Here is a 20,642-nt window from a genome sequence, read left to right on the forward strand (position 1 = left end):
GTAGAAACCACCTCGCGCGGCTTCGACACCTTCTGCGGCTTTGGAGAGAGCGAGGCATGCACCGGATTGCGCTGCGACCGTTCCAACAACTCCAGGAGATCCAGCGCCCGGCCTTCCACCAGGTCGCCATACACCAACGCACAGAACTTCTCGATGTCGTACACCTGACGTGGCGCTCGGCCCACCTGCGGACAGTAAGGCTCTGCGTTAGCCAACGCGCTGGCTGGCGAACTGACGCCAAACAGAATTGACGCCGCAACCGCTGCACTCAGCTTCCTCGCTACGTCTTCGACGAGTTGCCGCCGCATACTGCCTCCCTGCCGCTTTTGAGCCTTCGCACTGATCAGACCGTGCGCGGCACCGCAACAGGGGTGGTGAAACTCTCCACGGCAGCTACTGGCGGGGGGACGGTGTCCGGGGCAGCGAGAACGCCTATGACAGCGGGCCTCTGCGGCACAGCGCTCGATGGTGAGAACTCACCATCGCTCGGAACCACTCATCGCCCGACACGGCAAGGAGGGCCATCACAATGCGCGTTTGGGCCACTACTCTCTGATCGGAGGTGACGGTGGACGGACAGGATCAGGTCAAAGCGCAGCGCCTATTGGAGGGCGTCGTCCCGGAAGAGATCTTCGTGTCGTACTCCATGCTGCTCACGGAGGGCGGCTGCCCTGAGGACGATGCCGCGTCCCTGCTTGGAAGCAGTGAGCAGGTCGCGGAACTTACGGCCCGCGGGATGGCGCATCGCCGGCCGGACGGCCCCTCGATGCCGCCGCGTCTCGTGCCCGCTCCCCCGGAACTCGCACTGCAGGGCGTTTTGACGGACCTTTCACGCCGTCTCGTCAGCGATCAGGAGCGGTTGCTGGCTGGACACAAGCGGCTCAGGGAGTTCCACCAGACGCCGGCCGCGGCGTCCTCGAACTCCGCGATGGACCGGCTCGTGCAGATCGTCACCGATCGGGACGAGATCAGCCGCCTGTCCTACGCACTCATCAACGCCGCGCGGCACGACTGGCTCACGTTGGACAACTACGTGCTCGAGGCGCCCGTCGAGGACTCCACCGGGTACGTACCGCTACCAGTCTTCGAGGGCCAGGTGCAATGCCGGGCGATCTATGAGACCCGCTGCGCAGAGCACCCGATCGGTGCGAAGACGATCGAGGCTGCGGTGGAAGCCGGGGAACAGGCGCGGCTGCTGCCTCGCATCGGGATGAAGATGAAGCTCGCAGACGAGGCAGTCGCGCTCCTTCCGTTGACGCCTACGGGGATGGGCGGGGCTCTGCTCGTACGCTCGCCCGTCATCGTCGGTGCGCTGCGCGAGTACTTCGAACTGCTCTGGGAGAAGGCGATCCCGTTCGGAAGCACGGAAGCCGTCGGGCCACTCACTCCTGCGCAGTCGCAGGTACTGCAGTTGCTCAATCAAGGACTATCCGACGAGGCGATTGCCCGGCGGATGGACATCAGCGTCAACACCATGCGCAGACACTGGACCGCCATCCGTGATGCGCTGGACGTGGAGACCCGCTTCGCCGCCGGAGCCGCAGCAGCGCGCCGCGGCTGGATCAACTGAACCCGAGAGGCCCTGTCACATGCCCGAATACCTGGACTTCGTTCCCCAGCAACGCTTCCAGCCCACCCTTGCGCTGTCCCCGGACGGCCAACTGGTCGCCTACTCCAGCCACGCCTCCGGGCACTACGACCTGTGGGTCGTTCCCGTCACCGGTGGCGAGCCGCGCCGCGTGGCGGGCTTCGATGACAGGACAGTCCGCCAGATCGCCTGGACCCCCTCCGGCGGTCGGCTGGTCTTCACCGCCGACGAGAACGGGGACGAGCAGTTCCGCATCTACCTTGTCGCTCTGGATGGCAGCGGCCTGACCGAGATCAGCTCCGGTCCGGACTGTCAGCGTGTCCTGGCCACGTCGCCGTTCGACCCGACCGGCCGCTTCCTGGCCTACACCGCCAATGACCGCGACTCCGCCGCTCAGGACCTCATCGTCCACGATCTAGAGAGCAGCGAGCTCCGCCGCTTCACGCCCCCGCAAGGGGTGGCGTTCGAGGCCGTCAGCCTCTCCCCCGACGGCCGCTGGCTGCTGGCAACCGGGTTCCGTTCCAACACCGACATAGCCATCTATCTCACCGACCTGAGCAACCCGGACGCCACGCCGATCTGCATGACATCCGCCCTGGGCGAGGGTCTCTTCGAGCCCGGAGTCTGGGCGGCGAACTCCAGCGGCTTCCACCTGCTCACCGACCATTGGAGCGAGTTCACCGCCGCCGCCTTCTACGACCTCGCAGCCGGCTCCCTGCAGGCGATCGCGCGCCCGAGTTGGGACGTCGAGGTCCTCGACGCCGCCGCGGGAGTCCGCATCTGGTCAGTCAACGAGGGCGGCAGCTCCCGCCTGCACGCCGACCGCGACGGCAACCCCGTCTCGCTGCCCGGCATCCCGCCCGGCGTCATCTCCGCGCTGTCCCTGGCGCCTGACGCCTCCTTCGCGGTCGTCCTGATCAACTCCGCGGCGAGGCCGGCGGAAATAGCGGTCCTGGACCTGGCCCGCCACGAGTTCCGCTACCTCACCGACACCCGCCCTCCGGCACTGCACGTCATCGACCCCGTCGCCCCCGAGCTGATCACCTACCCGGCTCGCGACGGACGCGACGTCCACGCTCTGCTCTACCGGCCGGACCGCCCCGGCCCTCACCCAGTCCTGCTGTCCATCCACGGCGGTCCAGAATCCCAGGAACGCCCCCTCTACGCCCGCTCGGGTCTCTACCAGCATCTTCTCCATCAGGGCATCGCCATCCTGGCCCCCAACTTCGCGGGATCCACCGGCTACGGCACCGCTCACCAGAAGCTCATCTACTGCGACTGGGGCGGCATCGACCTCGACGACCTGGACCACGCCGTCAAGTACCTCCACACCCTCGACTGGACCGACCCGAACCGCCTCGCCGTCATGGGCGCTTCCTACGGTGGTTTCGCTGCTCTGTCCTGCCTGGCCCGTCTCCCCTACCCCTGGGCCGCGGGCGTCTCCATGTGCGGTCCGAGCAACCTGCTCACCTTGGCGAAGGCGTCGCCCCCCACCTGGAAGACCTTTGTCGCCACAGTCCTCGGCGACCCTGACACGCGCGCCGAACATCTCCTGGCACGCAGTCCCGTCACCCACGCCGACGGCATCAACGCTCCCCTGTTCGTCCTGCAGGGAGCCCATGACCCACGCGTCCCCCAAGCCGAATCCGACCAGATCGTCGCCCGGCTGCGCGAACGCGGCGTCGAAGTCCGCTACGACATCTACCCCGACGAAGGACACGGCTTCACCAACCGCGCCAACGAACTGACCGCGTACGAGGCCATCAGCGCGTTCCTCCACAACCATTTGATCGCCACCACGGCCGACCGCCCCGAACCGCTCCATGTGGGCTAAAAGTTCCAGATAGAACAGTGCCCACTCGTAAGACCGGATGGGCACCGCTGCGAACCCTTCTGCAAGGGAGGATGAGCCTGATCGTGTTCCGCCTAGCGCGCCCCGGCACATCGCTGCCGCGGTGAAGGCGCAATACCAGGCCAGGCGCCGCCGTACTCCTGCTGGTCACGTGACCATGGCAAGCTCGTAAGCCGAGATGGGACGAAAAGTGGACAGCGCCGCCACCAGGTCAGCCTCAGCGATACCCGAACCGTTGAGCATGACCAGCGCATCGCCCGACCTGGCGAAGACAGTGACCCAGGAGGACCCGGCACCCGTCCGGACCCATCGGTCTCCCGGGAGCGATTTGCATCGCAGCGGAACTTCAAAGTTCTCGGTAACCGCCAGACAGGAATCCCGCGGGTTTCCAGCCGCGGCGGGCCAGACCGTGACCTGGATCTCGGAGAACCCCCGATTCGGCGTGGCGTCTCGCCAATACTCCAGCCAGGTGGACGGTTCCGGCTCCCGCTGCGCGGCGGCATTGAGATCCACGTGGACCAGCCGGTAACCCTGGACCGCTGGAGCGATCAGCGGCACGCCGGACCTCTCGAAGCTGCGGACTTCCAACCAGGCCAGGATCTGCGGCTTGTACTGCGCCGCGCCCCAAAATCCGAAGGGCACGACTACAGCCAGGACTACCGCCCACCAGCGCAGGGGCAACATGAACGACCACGCCGACAGGGCGAAACCGACCACACCACCGACCACGTAGACAGGGGCAACAAGGACCGGTAGAGGACCGAGCAGCTCCGACTCCGGCACCGGCACCAGCACCGCGAGAGCACCAATGAGCAACCAGGTCGCACAGCCCCCGACAAGACCGACCATGCCCCAGCGCGGCAGCCCGGCCAGCCGCGCGCCCACAGTGCCCAGGATTATCGCCAGGAGGAACATGGCCGTCGGGAGAACGGTTTCGTCAAGCTCTTCCCCCTTCATGTCCACCCAGATGGTGGCCGTGGTGGGGATAATGCCCGTCGCCAACCCGATGAGGGCTGCACGCCCCAGGACAGCTCTGGTCGATAAATCCTCCATGTTTCTATTGTTGCCGCTGGCCATGCCAGAACGAGTCCAGAACAACTCGATCGAGAGCAAAGGTGAGCTGGTCAGCTATCGCCGGAAAGCCGCCCAGGATCGTGCGCGCTCGGTAAGGTCCTGAGCCATGGCCAAGCGGATCGACTACTACGACGACCCCGACGCTCCGGCGCCCAACAGCCGGGTCCCGTCCGTGAACGTCATCGTCACCAACGCCGCGGACGAGATCCTGACGATCCGCCGCAGCGACAACGGCAATTGGGCGGTCCCTGGCGGAGCCATCGATCTGGGCGAGTCCATCCCGCAGGCCGCCATCCGCGAGACCCTCGAAGAGACCGGGGTGCTTAGCAAGATCACCGGCCTGGTCGGCACCTACAGCGACCCCCGCCACGTGATCCTCTACACCTCCAACGGCGAGGCCCGCCAGGAGTTCTCCATCGTCCTGACAGCCCAGCCGATCAGCGGCGAGCCTACGCCGAGCGACGAGTCTCGCGAGGTCCGCTGGGTGCCTCGCGAGCAGGTCACCGAACTGCAGATGGACCGCTCGATGCGGATGCGCATCAAGCACTACCTAGCCGACACCGCCCTGCCGTACATTGGCTGATCTCCGCCAAACCCTCGGAAGGCCCCCGCGATGACCATGCTGGTGCACATCACCGCGGCCAAGAACATCCGCTCAGTACGACGTAGAGGCATCCGCGCGGTAAGCGGCGGACACGAGGGAGCAGTCGGCGTCTATTGCCTGCCGGCGCTCCCTTCTTACCAGACCACGCACCAGTGGATCCGCGAGCTGCGGCGAGGCGGCCAGCGAACGTTGGTCGCCGTGTACTTCAGGGTGCCCGACGACGAACCGGTGCAGGTCGGCCACTACAGCCGCTTCCCCACCCATCTGGGCAGCACCGAAGCCGCGGCCCTGATCGCTGCCCAGCCGGACCCACGCGGGTACGAGTTCTTCATCCCGCGGCCCATCAAAGCCGGCGAGATCCACCGGATCCGCACAGTGAACCAGCTGACCGGCTGGCGCTACATGCCCGACGCCCATGGAAGGCCGCCCTGCGCCTGCCCAATCTGCAACCCTCGAGGTCAGTACGGTGCAGCCAAGATTCGGGTGGCATTCGGCGACCCCGATGACTACCGGTAGTTCGTTGAATCAAGGTGGTTGGTAGAGACGTGGGCCATGACCCACGTGAACAGCGTCGACCAGCGCTTGCATATCAGCGGTGGAGGGCTTTGTCAATTCCCCTGGAAGTGTGGAGATGGTCCTACGCCCCAGCGGTCCTCAGCAGCGCCGATGAGGCTGTCCTCTTCTCGATCGTGTGATGTTCGAATGCGACGAGCAACCAGCCGTCGCTGGCACTGTGCACGAGCCCGTCTTCCCCTCGTCGGGTCGTTGTGGCCGTCGCAGATGATGGTGGCCGACAGGTACACGCGCACCCCCGCCGCGCGTTCCGATGGCGCACAAATGGGCAGATGCCACCCGGCTCCCGCTTGCGGGACCGCGCATCGTCGAACTCCAGGGCCTGTCGCCACGCCTCAATGAATGCTCGCTGGCTCGTACCGCTCTGGCCGAGGCAGGCGACCGGCGATGACGGCACTAGCGGCACCCACCCGTCCAGGCCACCGATGGAAGACCCTGGCCTGCGGCCAAGATGGCCGGAGACTGGGCAGCGGCCGGTTGCTGCCAGCTCCTTCTCGACCTGCGCATCAAAGAAGGCTCTGGAAAATTCTGACCTCCGTGTCGGTGTCATGACCGGCCCGCCCTTTCGCCCAGGCCCGCCCGCTCATCCTGGGCGGCCCGGCTCCGGCCGAGGGCACTGTCGGCGGCCGGGCCTAGGGCGGGCAAGCCTCTCCACCACTCCGAGGCAAGGACCGATTGCAGGCGACGCCATCGCGACGGACGGAGCGTGTCATTTCATGGCGGGGGCAAATCGTGGCAGGCGGTGGACATGCACGCGGTCAGAGGGAAGCTCTGACTGGGCGAGCTCGGCCAGGTGATCGTGATGGGTGAAGACGATCGTCTGGAAGCGGTCAGCCATCTCGTTCAGCACTCCCATCGCGGCACGAGCGCGCTGGTTGTCGAAGGTCATGAAGATGTCGTCGACGATGAACGGAAGTGCACGGTCCTCCTCGGCATAGCGTTCCAGGGATGCCAGCCGCAGCGCGAGATAGAGCTGGTCACTGGTGCCCTCGCTGAGCTTATCGGCGGTCAGCAGATCGGAGCCGCGCCGTGTCAGCACGATCGGGGAGTCTCCGTCCTGGTCAAGTTCCAGCCCGCCGTAGCCACCGAGCGTCAACTGCTCGAACAGCAGACTCGCCCGCGTGAGTACCGGGTCCTGATGTGTCTGTTGGTACTCCTCCATACAGGCCACGACGAAGTGCCGGGCGAACTGCAGACGTATGTACTCCTCGCTCTCCTCCAAGAGCGCGGCCGCGGTGGTCTGCACGTGGGAGGCGGCCTGAGTGGCCGCGGAAGACCCGTCGAAGCGCGCGAACTCCGTCTTCTTCTCGCCGAACAGCTCGGACTGGCGGGTCCGTTGAGTGTCGAGATCGGTGACGTGGTCGGTGAGCCCGAGCAGCTGAGCTTGAAGCCGGTCCTGGTCGGTTTCGGGGATCTCTGCCATCAGCGCCTCGGCGTCGATCGGAAGCGCCGCGGTGACCTCCGCGAGGGTCGCCTTCAGTTCCCTGTGGGCCTCACTCCGCCGGACGGCCTCATTCAGGGTGTCGACGCCGTCCGCCGCGGACCTTTCACACAGCTCCGTGAGTTCGGCCTGTATCTCTCCGGTGGTCTGAATGAGGTCGCGGGCCTCGGCGCTAAGTCTGGCCTGCTCGTTTTGGAGCACGGCGCGCCGGTCGGCAGCGGAACGGCTGTCCTTGGCCAGCTTGCAAAGGTCGCTTGCGAGCCGGTGGCGTTCGGTCTCGTCGCTCGGCATCGCGTGACCGCAGGCGGCGGCGGTGGCCGCCAGCAGTGAGTGGAACCGGTCGAGTGTGGCGGTGGACTGTGCGGAGTCACGCTCGTTCTTGGCGGCCTCGGTCACCCGGGCGGCGACCTGGTCGAGCCGTTCCAGATCGGCGAGTGCGGCGGTGGTGTCCCGGTCGATGGGCAGCTTGGCCTGTTCGAGCAGCTTGTGCCAGGAGGTCTCCCAGTTCGCCAGGTCCCGTTCGTACTCGGCGACTTCTGCTTCGGCGTCGGTCAGCTCGCCGCGGGCCGTGAGGGCCTGCTCTTCGCACGCACTTCGCGTCCGAGTCAGTTTGTCCTGAACGGCCAGCCGGCTTTCGGCGGTCTCACGCAGTTCGGGAAGTTCCGCCAAGGCGTTCTCCGCGCCCAGCGACGGAACCCCTTCTGGAGACCGCAGGACGTCGCGGAGCCGCGCGATGTGCGAGGCGGCATGTTCACGAAGGGAGGAGAGGCGGGCTCGGACGTGGTCGAATTCGCCGAGACTCTCGCGGAGCTTCTCGACATCGTCCAGAACGGACGTGGCGGCACCTGGCTTGGGCATAGGGCCGGGGAAGTCTTCCCACAGGCAGTCCCACTCCGCGTCCAACTGGTCGGCCCGGCGGTCCAGGGCGGCTTGCTCCTCGTCGAGCGCGGCGAGTGCCTTCTCGTCGTGGCTGATTTCGAGTTCCAGCCGGTAGCGTTCGGCGATGCGGGACGCGTCTCGCCTCATCCGGTCGGCGAGCTGGTCGGCGCGGTCGAGGGCCAGCTCGAACTCCCTGGCTCTGTCGTGCTGCCCGTCGCGGATCGCGCGCCAAAGCTCCTGCCTGACGGACCGGGCCTGTTCGAGTTCCGCTTCGGTGGGGGGCGGGTCGTTGCTTAGCAGGGTGGTCAGGTCGAGGCGTTTGCCCTTCAGCGTGGCGGTCAGCGTCTTGCGCTGCTTGGCGAGGTCGCGTCCGTCCCGTCTCAGGTCCTTGCGGGCTTCCGCGTGCTCTTCGATCTGGACCCTGGTGGGCACGGTTATGGAACCGGCGTGCTGCGCCGGGATTCTCAGCTCCAGCAGGAGCCGCTCGATGGTGTTGTCGATTCGCTGGATCTCTTCGTCGGCGGCGATCATGCGGGTGAGCAGGTCCTGGGGGACGGCTTTGAGGGCGGCGTCGAGCGGCTTCGTGTCTTCGAGCGGAGGCAGCTCGCTGAGTCGTTTCTCCGCTTCCTCTAGTTTGCGTCGGCGCAGGTCCAGCGCCTTACGCCCCTGCTCCAGGGCCGCGTCGATGGCGGTGCGCCGGTCGTGCAGTTCCTGGGCGCGGGTCCGCACCGACTTGGGGACTCGGTAGTGATCGGTGTCGTCGAGCGTCGCGTCCGCGTGGACCTGGGTGAGGAGCGAGAGCGCCTCGTCACGGAGACCCGTGACGGCACCGGAGGATCTCGCGAGCTGCTTGGCCGCTTCCAGAGCCGCCTTCCGCTCCTGGTAGAGGGTGTCGATCGCCTCCTCCGCGGATAGCAGATCGTCGTCGATAGTCAGCTTGTCCAGTTCACGCACGATCTCGTCGAGGCGTCGCCGTGTCCTGGCCAGCTCGTTCTCCGCCAGTCGCAGGGCCTGCTGCACCTGGGGAAGGCGCTCCACGACCTCCGCGGGGGCGATGGCCCCCGCGGACTCCACCGTTTCGAGGTCGGTCAGCAGAGTGCGGCGGCGGCTGAGCGCCGGCAGCGCCCCGACCAGCCGCTCCAGGCGGGAGCGCTCGCTCCTGGCCTGGTCCAGCTCCTCGGTGAGCCTGTTCAAGGTCGCCTCGGTGTCCTTGACCTCCTGCTCCCCATCGAGGTACTCCTGCGGGGGCAGAGCCGCCGCACGTACGCGCTCCTTCGCCTGTTTCAGCTCGGCCAGGAGGACGTTGATCCGCGGCAGCTGGCCGCGCCGCTTGTATAGCTCGCCCAGACGCTCGTCGATGGTGGCCAGCGCCGCGGACAAGAGGCCCCCCGATCGGGTCGCGGCCAGTGCCTGCTTGAAGTTTCCGCCTCCGCACGCCAGCGCCCTACCGCCCTGGCGGAGCTCGGCACTGGTGAGAGCGAACACCGAGGTGAAGGTGGATCTGTCGATCCCTCCCAGGAACGCGTTCAGAACCGCCTGCTCCATCGGCGCTCCATCCGCGCCACGGAGCGGCGCGTTGCGCGCCTTGATCCTGAGGATCTCCAGAGTGCTGCCGTCCGTGCTCCGCACCAGCGCACCAAGTCGCAACGCAGCCTTGGCATGGACGAAGTCGTAGCGCGATCGCTCGTCGATGCCGTAAAGGAGCTGGTCGAACGCGTGCAGCGCCGTCGACTTGCCCGCCTCGTTCGGTCCGGTGATCACATGGATCCCGGGCGCCGACAAGTCCAGCGTCATCCCACTGAAAGGACCGAACGCGAACAGGTCCAGCCGGTCGACTCTCATCGGTTCCATCCCTCCGTGAGCATGGATTCCAGCAGATCGACGGCCTCGTCGCCGAGACGCCGCAGCCACTCTGGGTCCTCGGGGCGGATCCCGTCCTGGCCCCTTACCTCCGCCGGTAGTTCGGCGTAGAAGGGATGCTTGGCGACCACCTGGCGCATGGCGTCGGCGTCCGTACGGAGTATCACGGCCGTGCGCCGGAGATCGGTGAGCAGTCCCACGGTGCCTTCGTCGGGCGTATCGGGCAGCCGGGTCTCGATGCGGACCTTCTCCACCCACAGTTCACCGAGGTCGTTGGCGAGCGAACGAACCTCGTTGACGAACTGATGCCGTCCGTTCCAGAGCGGCAGGTGAGCGCTGCTGCGGCCAGTCAGGCTGACCCGTACGGCCTGCGGCTTCCCTGCGGGCAAGGCACTGAGCCGGGCCCGTACCAGATCGGCGACAACGTCGAGGTCGTCGGCTCCGGAGACGTCGATGCGGAGATGTTCCCAGCGAGCCACGTCCAAGTCGTGATGCACAGCGGATCGCACCCGCAGGTCGTCACCGACCGTGACCAGGGTGCAGCCCTTCGGCCCGGTCTCCCGGGCATGGCGACCCTGGATGTTCCCTGGGAAGACGATCCACGGGTCGTCCAGGACGACCTCGCGATTGTGCACGTGGCCGAGCGCCCAGTAGTCGTACCCCTTCGTCACCAGGTGATCCACCGTACACGGCGCGTATTTGTCGTGGCCGTCACGGCCGTTCAGCGCAGTGTGCAGCAGGCCGACGTTGAAGAGGTCCCGGCGGGGAGGGGGGTAACCAAGCGCGAGATTGTCGGTGATGTTCCATCGGGGGAAACCCTGCCCATGCACGGCCAACCCCCTCCTCTCGTCGAGGATGGTCTCCGGCTCGTCGACGTCAAGCATGTGGACGTTGTCCGGCAGCGGCAGCCGCCGAGTCATCTTGTTTTGTGCGTCATGGTTCCCCGAGACGAGGTAGACAGAGATGCCCTCCGCACGCAGCAGCGACATCTGTTTGCCGAAGAACAGCCCCGTTTGGAAGTCGCGCCAGTCACCGTCGTAAACGTCCCCGGCGAGGAGGACACCATCGACCGACTCGAAGATCGCGAGCCGGACTAGATTCTCCAGCGCCCGCCGTGAGGCGGTGCGCAGTTCGCCGGCCGGTGCGCCTTCGTACGCCGACAGCCCACGGAGTGGGCTGTCGATGTGAAGGTCAGCGGCGTGGATCAGTTTCACGCGTTCTCCTCCGGAGCCCGGATGATCCTCTGATCCCTGATGATGACGTGCACGTAAGGCAAAGGCGGGGCGAAAGGGGAAAGTGATGGGTACGTTCCAATGGGGTGTGAACAGGTGAAATGCGCGCTTGGAAACTACGTACGGACCCTCGGATCTTGTTGGCGCGGACGCGGATTCCCCTGGACTGTGAGACGTTCGCCGTCCGGCACAGGCACAGGGTTCCAGACGACATGCCCGTCGGGGCCTGGTTCAAGCGGTCGATGTCCACAGCAGAACGGGTGAGCACTTTCCCTACAGTCGTCAAGGCCGTCCGCCTACGGCAGCCGGCGCGCGTCGGGGCGGTCGCTGGTCGCGCGGCTCTTCGGCCGGTCGCGGCCAGCACCGCCCACACACAGCAGGCGGCGAGCAACCATCCGCGTCAGCCAGTTCCGCGCACGGATCAGTGCGACTGAGATGCGTGGCCCCAACGAAGACCCAGCAAGGCAAACCTAAGTTGATCCCGGTCCACGCATCGGGATACAAATTGCTTACCGCTGAGACACATAGGAAGCCCTCCCGCCTCAAAGTGTCGGTGCTCTCCTGTATCAAATGAGCTCCGTACACCAACAGAAAGGGATGAAGTGAACGCTGAGATCATCGCAACGAGCGCCGCTACCCTCCTGGTCAATAAGCAGCATTGGGACTAGACCACCAAAGCACGTCCGGTCAGGATCCTGTGAACAATTCCTCCACCAAATTGCGGTCCAAGCGGAATCGCTAACTTCGATCCTGAGCGACAGGTAGTTTCCAGACCCAGCCACGAGGTCGAGGCGTGGCTCACTTGTCCTTAACCAGGAAGAAGCGCCGAGCGCAAATCTTCGTCTCTTAGCAGCGCAAGCACACCAGGAGAAGCATCAAAGAAGATCCTTTCCGCGTGTTCGGATACCGCCTTATGCAAGGCTGCGTGGTACACATCAGCGAAGGGCTGCCCCCGCATGACCCATTCCAGGTAGCGCCTCTGTTTCTCGTCTTGTTCCTTACGCGCCCTATCCCACGAGGTAAGGTCATGGTTCAGCCTCAGCCATGCGTCGGAGCGGGCCCGCGGACGCTTGCCCTCATTAAGTCCACAAACGTCAATGGTCCATTGCCCTTTAGGGGAACCCTCCACCGGACGGTACAGTCCGCTATCCAAGCGCAGGTCGAGATGGTCGAATGGGTCCTCTAAGGTTGGATCGACTAGAAGCGAACCGACGAGTCCGTCGCTTTTGTAGCGCTCTTTTTTGTACCGACTATTGCAGGTCGAGCACGCGAGCAGCAGGTTGCGCCAGTAGAAGGATCGGATGGGACACCTTACTTTGGGAACAAAGTGATCGACCGTGTCGGCTAGATCGTCACCGCAGTACATGCAACAATCCAAGCCCGGTGCCATACTTTCAAGTACTTCGAACACCGGCTTGTATACATCACGCCGTACACTTCTCCGATCCCACATATTCTGCACGTGCTTGATGCGTTCGGCGATGGGAGTGTTCGCAATCTCCTGGGTCAGTTTCAGGAGTGAGGCTTCGAGCTCGGAGGTTAGCCGCCGTCGTACGATCCTGATCACGGATCGCTTGCCTCCTCTCTTCCCGCCCGTATGCCGAGTTCCTCTACGCGTGTCGCTTGGGAGGTGACCAGCCGTCTGCGCAGTTCTCGGTAGCGGCGCATGGAAAATTCGTCGGCTTGACCAGTCGCCACAGCGAACTCCAGGTCCGCAAGCTCCTCTCGCAGTTCCTCAGCCTTGTGGGAGAAGGGGGAGTCGAGCCCGAAGAGTTCGGAGAGGACAGCATCGTCCCCCGTGCCGTATACGACACGGCCGTACAACTTCTCGTCGGCTACTTGTGGTGGCTCTGGGTCATCCGGGCCAGGGAGAAGGATCAGGCCGCCAGGATCAGCTGCCTGGCAGATATACGGACTGTGTGTAGTAACGACAAACTGCACGGCGGGAAAGTGATTTTTGAACCATTCTCCAATCCGCTGCTGCCATGAAACATGCAAATGCACATCCACCTCGTCGATGAGAGCGACGCCGGGATGCGGCAGGTACGGCGCGCCGCGCTCGTCATGCTGCAGGTGAAGTGTGCCATATGCAGCGTGCATATGCCGGACGATGTCAAGCACCAGCGCGCTGACTGTCCGTAGGCCATCGCTCATGCGTCTTAGAGCAATTTCTGAACCAAGGTCGTCTACGCGTCGAAGCCACAAGCCCTGCGAGTTAACGGTGTGGATCTGATAGCCGTCAGGTAGCAGTCCATCATTAAGAAGTGCACGCACTGATTGGAGCAGCTTATTCGCTGCGTCCTCGCCTTCAAGCTGCCGCAAATGCAGAGATATAAGCCAGTCAACCGACTCTGTAAGGGCCGACTGCTCTTCAAACAGAGTGCGCAGAGCCGCAGCTCGATCGGCGCTCTGCGGCACGCGCTCATAGAGACCAGTGCCCGCCAGCCGCCGGAAGGGGCCGTATCCTACGTGAAACCATCCAGTAGGCGGTGACGATGACCACAGCAGGCTATTGACTTGGGAAGGTGCCTGGAAACGCACTTCTGGGCGAGGTACATCGCCTTCGCCCAGTGATTCTCGGGCTGGCTCCCACAAGACCTTAGCCCAGAGTGGATTTGATGAGGTGGGTGCTCCGCGATCGGCTTTTGGATCGGCGATGAGCGTGACTTCGACAGCACCCTGGGACTCGCCATGGGAGAGGTGATCGTCGAGTCTCTCCTCTAACTGATAGGCACGCCGTGGCCCTGCGAGGGCAAGAGCGATGGTGCGCAGCAGAGTCGTCTTTCCTGACCCGTTGCGCCCTGCGATGACGGTCCAGCCAGCGTAGCCACCCTCCGGGCGCGTGAAGTCGAGCTCAAACGCGTGGGCACCGCGGAATCCACGTACGCCCTCAACCTTGAGCTTCTTCACGTACACCAGAGTGTCCCTTCCGCGTACCGCTTGAGGATCTCTCCCACCACGGTCTAGCTTGATCACCTGCCACCTTCATCGCCCACTGTACGGACAGCCACCACCGACGGCTCGCTGTGACTGCGGTCTGTGGACAGACTTGAGCCATCCAAGCCCTTCTTCTCTTCGATCAGCCGTACTAGCGTACGCAAATTGATGTAATAGGGATACGCGGACAGGGAGGGGAGCATGGCAGGTGGCCAGGTACAGGCGCATGACAAGACCGAAGCAGCACTCCGAGACGCTGGCTGGCGTGTGTGCGATCTACAAGACCTCGATCTAGGGGTCGGCGGGGTAGCGGTCCGCGCCTCACACCCTACTGCGGGCGAATCCCGCGTCTACCTGCTGTACGTTGACCACGACCTGGTCGGCCTGATCGCAGCGGGAGAGGAGTCCTCCGACCCAAGCATGCTCCTCGCCCAGGCCGACGAACTAGCCGCGCCTCTTGCAAATCGCAAATCCTCACGAGCTTGGCTAGGCCGACCCTTACCCTTCCGCTACGGCACAAATGGTCACGCATGGCGCTTCAGAAACGTCTTGGACGCTGAGCACTTGGACGGAACAACCGCAACAGATGGTCCGGTAGGTGGAGCGCGAAGCCGTATCGTTTTCGCTCCCGCCAGGCCAGCCACCGTTGCACGCTGGAAGCGTGAGGCCCTGCGCCGCCCCACTGCGCCGTCTTTGCAAGCTCGGCTTCGACAGCTACGCACGATCCCCAGCGATCCGAAAAGGCAGCTACGCCAAGCGCAGCGCCGCGCAGTCGAGGGCCTGGAGAGATCGCTGGCCCAGGGCGATCAACGCGCTCTCATCCAGATGGCCACCGGCGCCGGCAAGACCTACACGGTTGTGCAGGCAAGCCATCGGCTGCTCAAGTATGCGGGCGCCCATCGGGTGTTGTTCCTTGTAGATCGCAACAACCTAGGAACTCAAGCTTTTCGCGAGTATCACGGCTTCATCCCGGCAGGAGCTCACAGCCCGCTACATCAAGACTTCCCCCTTAAGCATCTGTCGGGATCTCAAGCTGGCCTAGCTGATTCCGACAAAATCGTGATCAGCACTATTCAGCGGCTGTGGTGCAAGCTCTCAGGACAGCCGCTGCCAGACTCCGACGACGATCCCGAGGCCGAGCGCTTCGAGGCAGGCGGCATAGGCGGTCTCACGACGCCCGTTCCGGAGATCCGCTACTCTCCTGAACTCCCGCCCGACTACTTCGACTTCATCGTGGTCGATGAGTGCCACCGCTCAATCTACGGAACCTGGCGTCCCGTATTGGAGTACTTCGACGCCCGCATCGTGGGCCTGACGGCGACGCCGATCGGCCCGACGTTTGCCTTCTTCGACGACAATCTCGTCAGCCAGTACGCGTACGAAGAAGCGGTGGCCGACAAGGTCAACGTCGACTACGACGTCTACGAAATTTCGACCCGTATCACTCGCGAAGGGTCCATGATCCCCGCCACGACGACCACCGTCGACGCTGACGGCACCGTGGAGCAACTCAACACTGTCCTAGCTCACATCGATCGCATGACAAGAAAACAGCACTGGCAGCAGCAGGACGAAGACGATCCTTACGGGCCCACCGAACTCAACGAACGTGTGGAGTCCACAAGCCAGATCCGGACGGTCGTACAGACCTTCAAGGACAAACTCTTTACGGAGATCTTCCCGCCCCATCGCAGCCCAGAGACCGCCGAGGTCATCCATGAGCGTCACATTGTTCCCAAGACCTTGATCTTCGCCGCCAACGATCGACACGCCGACGCGATCGTCGAGCAAGTGCGGCAGGTATGGAATGCCGGAGATGATTTCTGCAAGAAGATCACCAGCAGGGCTTCCCGTCCGGACAAGACGATCCGAGACTTTCGCAACTCTCCCGAGACTCGAATCGCCGTCACCGTCGACATGATCGCCACTGGGACGGACATTCCAGCGCTTGAATGCCTGGTTTTCATGCGAGACATCCGCACCTGGTCCTACTTTGAGCAGATGAAGGGACGCGGCGCGAGATCCATCACGCAGGAGAACTTGCGGAAGGTGACCGAGGATGCCGTCTGTAAGGACCGTTTTGTCATCGTCGATACGGTGGGAGTAACCAAACACCCCATGGTCGACGCGCGACCTCTCGTCCGAGATGGTCTACCCGACGAGCTTAGTTTGGAACGACTGCTCAAAGCATGTGAGGAAGGCCGTCGCCTTACCTTGGACGCCGCCGCCACGCTGGCTGGCCGACTCACCCGTCTCGGTCACCGGCTTGATGTGGAACAACTCGCCGAGATTGAGAAGCATGCGGGCGGGCGGAGGCTGACAGAACTGGTCGCGGACCTCATACAAGCCACAGATCCCGACCGACTGGCAGCAGAAGAACCGGAGGACTCGGTTAGAGCGAGCACAACGACGGATTCTGTACTCGCCGACGCGGTTCGTCCCTTCATCGAGCGTGCCGCACTGCGCGAGGCCCTGTTCAAAGCTGCCAAGCAAACCTGGGTCAAGATTGATCACTTGAGCCAGGACGGTGGGGTAATTACTCAAGGCGCGACAGACGAATTGCGCGCCGAGCGCACGATCAGGGACTGGCGTGCGTACATGGCTGAACAGCGAGATCAATTCGCTGACCTGCGCATAGTCTTCCAAGAGCGCAGACCACTAGGCGAAGTACGCAGCAAGCTTGACGAAGTCCTCGGCCTCGTCAAGCCCCCACAGCGCCCGTGGACCAAGGAACAGATCTGGAAGGCGTATGTTGACTTCGGCATTGCACGCGGCAGGCGGCGCCGAGGAGCAGGCTGGCCAGAGTTCCTGTCGATCCTTCGGTACGAGCTGGGGATAGACGGAGGCGAGTTCCGGCCCTACAGAGAAACCGTTGAGCTTCGCTTTCGCGAGTGGATCGCACGCCAGGGGTCGGCAGGCGTCACCTTCACAGATGAGCAGCAAGAATGGCTGCGCCGCGTAGCAGACGTCGTCGCCAAGTCGGCGACCGTGTCTCTTGACTCCCTAGAGCAAGACGCGGAGTGCCGAGACGCAGGCGGCTGGCCCGGTTTCGCACAGACGTTCGCTGACAGTACATTGGCCCCGGACACGCTGCTTGAGGATCTGGACAGGGAGCTGGGTGCGTGAGGGACTCGTGATCGGTAACGGCGCAGAGGATGCGGCCGAGACTGAGAAGGCTCCGATGCCATTGCCTCCAGGATGGGCATGGACGACTCTTGGTGATCTCTGCGCTCCTGAGGAGCGCGCTATCACTGACGGACCGTTCGGCTCAAACCTCGCTTCCCGGCATTACACAGCCTCCGGAGCGCGTGTACTCCGACTGCAGAACGTCGGGGACGGCGAGTTTCGTGATGAGCGAGCGTATATCTCGCTAGAGCACTTCGAGCGGCTCCGTGCGCACGAGGCCATCGCCGGAGATCTAGTAATCGCCTCCCTGGGGGACGACTTGCCACGCGCGTGTGTCGTTCCGCACACAATAGGCCCTGCAATTGTCAAAGCAGACTGCATTCGGTTTCGGGCACATCGAGAGATCGCTGTCAACTGGTTGCTCCGGGTTCTAATCTCTCCAGCCACAAAGCGATATGCTGCTGCAAGTCTGCAGGGTATAGGCCGCGCCCGACTTGGGCTCAACGGGATCCGATCCATTCCCATTCCGCTCCCCCCCCGCTGCCGAACAACGGCGCATTGCCGATATACTGGACTCCCAGCTTGTGCGACTGGCCGCAGTATCGCGTCGACTGGACGCCGCGCGGTCACATGTCCAAGCTCTACGCAAGGCTGTACTCGTGGGCGTCGTCCCAGAGCCGGAAGCATGGCCCTCCACATGGCAGGCTACAACCACGGGGAAGGCCGGCACGGTCGATCTCGGCCGGGCCCGCCACCCCGATTGGCACACCGGTCCGAAGATGCGCCCGTATCTACGCGTCGCCAACGTGTTCGAGGACCAGATCGTCACGACGAGTCTCATGGAGATGGACTTCTCCGAAGGATTTAACAAATACCGGCTGCTGCCGGGTGACATACTGCTTAACGAGGGACAGAGTCCTCACCTCGTTGGGCGCCCAGCGATGTACAAAGGGAACCCCGACGGTGTCGCATTTACCAATAGCTTGTTGCGATTTCGCGCTGGAGCAGGCGTCCTGCCAGGGTGGGCGCTGCTTGTCTTCCGTAGACACCTACACGCGGGACGTTTCATGCAAGAGGTGCGAATTACGACCAACATCGCGCATCTCAGTGCTGCGAGGCTCAAGGCCGTTGAGTTCCCGATACCCCCGTGGGAAGAACAGCGCCAAATAGTTGCTGAGATAACGCGACAGTTGGCCGTAGTTGACGCGCTAGAACGTCAACTCCAGCAGGCCGAAACCCATGTCACCGCCCTCCGCCGCGCCCTCCTCAGCGAGGCCTACGAAGGGCGCCTCGTCGCTCAGGACGCCCACGACGAGCCCGCCGAAGACCTTCTCAAGCGCGTTCGCAGGGAGCAGGAAGCCGCCGAGGCGGAGCAGAAGGCAACACGGCGCGCCAGCCGTGCCACGAGCGCCAAGTCCGTCAAGGACGGCAAATCCAAGAAGGCTTCGCCCTCCCCGCCTCCCGCACGCTCCTCCAGAGGACCTCTACCCGAGGGCGAACAGACCGCACTTCCGTTGGAGTTCACCGAGTGAAGCTCGAAGCACGCCGTCTCGTCGATCGACTTTGGAGCTACTGCAACGTCCTGCGCGACGACGGTGTATCCAGCCTGGAGTACCTTGAGCAGCTTAGTTTCCTCGTCTTCCTTAAGATGGCCGACGAGATTGAGCAGGCTAACAAGAAGATCGCTGACACGAGGAAGCATCGCCATGTGCTACCTGTCGGGGAGGGGTGGGAGGGTCGCGGCTGGCCCGAACTGCTCGACCTCATAGGCGACGATCTGGAGGAGGCGTACAGCGACCTGCTAACCGACCTCGGCAACCGGGGGTCCAACAGCGACGGCCACACTATGCTCGGCCTAATCTTCCAACGCGCCCGTAACCGCATCCAGAATCCGGCCAATCTTCGCCGTCTTATCGTCGATCTAATCGATAAGGAAAAATGGCTAAGGGCCAGTAAGGACATTAAGGGCGACGCATACGAGGCTCTGATAGCCCGCAGCGCTGAGGACACCAAGGCAGGAGCGGGGCAATATTTCACGCCACGTGTGCTTATTGAGTCCATCGTGCGGTGCATGCGCCCGACTCCGGACGACACGATCACTGATCCGGCCTGCGGCACTGGCGGCTTCATACTCGCCGCGCACGACTACATCATGCGCGAGTACAAGGAGGATCTAGGAACCGAGGATCAAGCCCGCTTCCACCAAGGTGCAATCTGGGGTACCGAGATCGTCCCGGCCACCGCTCGCCTCGCTGCAATGAACCTGCTACTCCACAACATCGGTCTGCCCGACGGCAAATCTCTCATCGAGGTGGAGGATGCTCTCGCCAAGATTCCAGAACGGCGGGCCTCACTCGTGCTTGCCAATCCGCCCTTCGGCAAGAAGTCGTCGATCGTGATTACCAATGGAGACGGTTCGGTCAGCCGTGAGGACGTCTCCTACCATCGCAGAGACTTCTGGGAGACCACCACCAACAAGCAATTCAACTTTCTCCAGCATATCGCAAACCTGCTCACTGACACGGGGCGGGCGGCGGTGATTCTGCCTGATAACGTCCTTTTCGAAGGCGGCCGGGGCGCAAACATCCGCCGCGAGCTGCTGAAGCGTTACAACGTCCACACCATGCTGCGGCTGCCGACTGGCATCTTTTACGCAGGCGGGGTTAAGGCCAATGTTCTGTTCTTCGACGCCGCGCCGCCTCGTCGTAGCGAAGATGAGCCACCACGTACGCGGCAACTGTGGGTGTACGACCTCCGCACCGGCAACCGCTTCACGTTGAAACAGAACCCGCTGCTATCTGGACACCTGGAAGACTTTGAGCGGCGCGCTTTTGGGGTGGGCGAACCCGATCCAGACCAGGCCATGGACCGTCGCAAGGAGTCCAGCCATTTCCATGTCTTCGATGGAGCCGCGCTCGTAGCGACCAAGGATGTCAACCTTGATATTGGTCTGATCGAGCCCGACGATGAGGATGCAGCGACGCCCAAGACGCTCGCGGAACTCACCCTCTCCCTGTCGGCGGACCTGCGTGGCGCACTTGCGGAGTTGGAGGCGCTGGCAGAAGCACTCAACATTGAGCTGCCCAATCATATGCAGCACCCCTAACCCCGCCGTACGAGATCATCCTGCTCATATACCCAACCCACGATCGCGAGAGCAACCACGTCATCCGAGGCAAGCCGAATCCCCAAGCGCCACATAAGCTGCTTGCCCAGCTCAAAGCATCTAAATGGGCGAAAGAATTAGCGCTCCCCTAAAGGGCGGGCGTCAGATTGCCGAGGCCCTGGCGATCGCGCACTCCGGTACCCGCCGTTCGGGTTAGCGCGATCGCCGCCGAGGACCCCTCCTACGCCGGAGTCTCCATCAGATGATCATGGTTGAGGTGACCAGCTCTCACATCAAGCACCATCCCCGCGCACCGACACGCCTGCGCCCCAACCCAAACGCGGCTGGCCCACATGTGTCAACCCCTTCT

The 20,642-nt window shown here is 63.6% G+C and carries 12 protein-coding genes; 7 read left to right on the forward strand and 5 right to left on the reverse strand.

Features of this window, described 5'->3' with window-relative positions:
- Positions 1-562: 562 nt before the first annotated feature.
- Together ACIHFD_RS04945 and ACIHFD_RS04950 are read left to right on the forward strand one after the other, a co-directional pair.
- Positions 563-1,570: a LuxR C-terminal-related transcriptional regulator gene (locus ACIHFD_RS04945; protein ID WP_397365659.1), complete on the forward strand. Its 1,008-nt coding sequence runs from the start codon at positions 563-565 to the stop codon at positions 1,568-1,570.
- A 19-nt stretch (positions 1,571-1,589) separates the two neighbouring features.
- Positions 1,590-3,422 (forward strand): S9 family peptidase, encoded by a 1,833-nt coding sequence (locus ACIHFD_RS04950; protein WP_397365660.1) that lies wholly within the window; start codon positions 1,590-1,592, stop codon positions 3,420-3,422.
- 165 nt (positions 3,423-3,587) lie between these two features.
- On the opposite strand, the gene ACIHFD_RS04955 is transcribed toward ACIHFD_RS04950, so the two are convergent.
- Positions 3,588-4,553 (reverse strand): hypothetical protein, encoded by a 966-nt coding sequence (locus ACIHFD_RS04955; RefSeq protein WP_397365661.1) that lies wholly within the window; start codon positions 4,551-4,553, stop codon positions 3,588-3,590.
- A 67-nt stretch (positions 4,554-4,620) separates the two neighbouring features.
- Between ACIHFD_RS04955 and ACIHFD_RS04960 the strand changes: the two genes are divergently transcribed.
- Both ACIHFD_RS04960 and ACIHFD_RS04965 read left to right on the forward strand, forming a co-directional pair.
- Positions 4,621-5,097, forward strand: a complete 477-nt coding sequence (locus tag ACIHFD_RS04960; RefSeq protein ID WP_397365662.1) for an NUDIX hydrolase — start codon at positions 4,621-4,623, stop codon at positions 5,095-5,097.
- A gap of 30 nt (positions 5,098-5,127) precedes the next feature.
- Positions 5,128-5,634: a hypothetical protein gene (locus tag ACIHFD_RS04965; protein ID WP_397365663.1), complete on the forward strand. Its 507-nt coding sequence runs from the start codon at positions 5,128-5,130 to the stop codon at positions 5,632-5,634.
- Between the two features lie 766 nt (positions 5,635-6,400).
- Here ACIHFD_RS04965 and ACIHFD_RS04970 read toward each other — a convergent pair.
- The 4 genes from ACIHFD_RS04970 to ACIHFD_RS04985 form a co-directional block, all read right to left on the reverse strand.
- Complete coding sequence (locus ACIHFD_RS04970; RefSeq protein ID WP_397365664.1) at positions 6,401-9,853, reverse strand: AAA family ATPase; 3,453 nt, start codon at positions 9,851-9,853, stop codon at positions 6,401-6,403.
- The gene (locus tag ACIHFD_RS04975; RefSeq protein WP_397365665.1) at positions 9,850-11,085 is read right to left on the reverse strand and encodes an exonuclease SbcCD subunit D; all 1,236 of its coding nucleotides are present in this window, start codon (positions 11,083-11,085) and stop codon (positions 9,850-9,852) included. The genes ACIHFD_RS04970 and ACIHFD_RS04975 overlap by 4 nt, the downstream gene beginning before the upstream one ends.
- Before the next feature lie 826 nt (positions 11,086-11,911).
- Positions 11,912-12,670: an HNH endonuclease gene (locus ACIHFD_RS04980; RefSeq protein ID WP_397365666.1), complete on the reverse strand. Its 759-nt coding sequence runs from the start codon at positions 12,668-12,670 to the stop codon at positions 11,912-11,914.
- Complete coding sequence (locus ACIHFD_RS04985) at positions 12,667-14,013, reverse strand: AAA family ATPase (RefSeq protein ID WP_397365667.1); 1,347 nt, start codon at positions 14,011-14,013, stop codon at positions 12,667-12,669. Before ACIHFD_RS04985 ends, ACIHFD_RS04980 begins: the two co-directional genes overlap by 4 nt.
- Positions 14,014-14,241: 228 nt before the next feature.
- Here ACIHFD_RS04985 and ACIHFD_RS04990 point away from each other — a divergent pair, with 228 nt between their 5' ends.
- From ACIHFD_RS04990 to ACIHFD_RS05000, 3 genes are all read left to right on the forward strand, one after another.
- Positions 14,242-17,166, forward strand: a complete 2,925-nt coding sequence (locus ACIHFD_RS04990; RefSeq protein ID WP_397365668.1) for a DEAD/DEAH box helicase family protein — start codon at positions 14,242-14,244, stop codon at positions 17,164-17,166.
- 659 nt (positions 17,167-17,825) lie between these two features.
- Positions 17,826-18,698, forward strand: coding sequence for a restriction endonuclease subunit S (locus tag ACIHFD_RS04995; protein WP_397365669.1), 873 nt, complete (start codon positions 17,826-17,828; stop codon positions 18,696-18,698).
- On the forward strand, positions 18,695-20,272 hold the full coding sequence (locus ACIHFD_RS05000) for an N-6 DNA methylase (protein WP_397365670.1): 1,578 nt from the start codon (positions 18,695-18,697) through the stop codon (positions 20,270-20,272). Before ACIHFD_RS04995 ends, ACIHFD_RS05000 begins: the two co-directional genes overlap by 4 nt.
- Positions 20,273-20,642 lie beyond the last annotated feature (370 nt).

This window comes from Nonomuraea sp. NPDC051941, assembly GCF_044593615.1.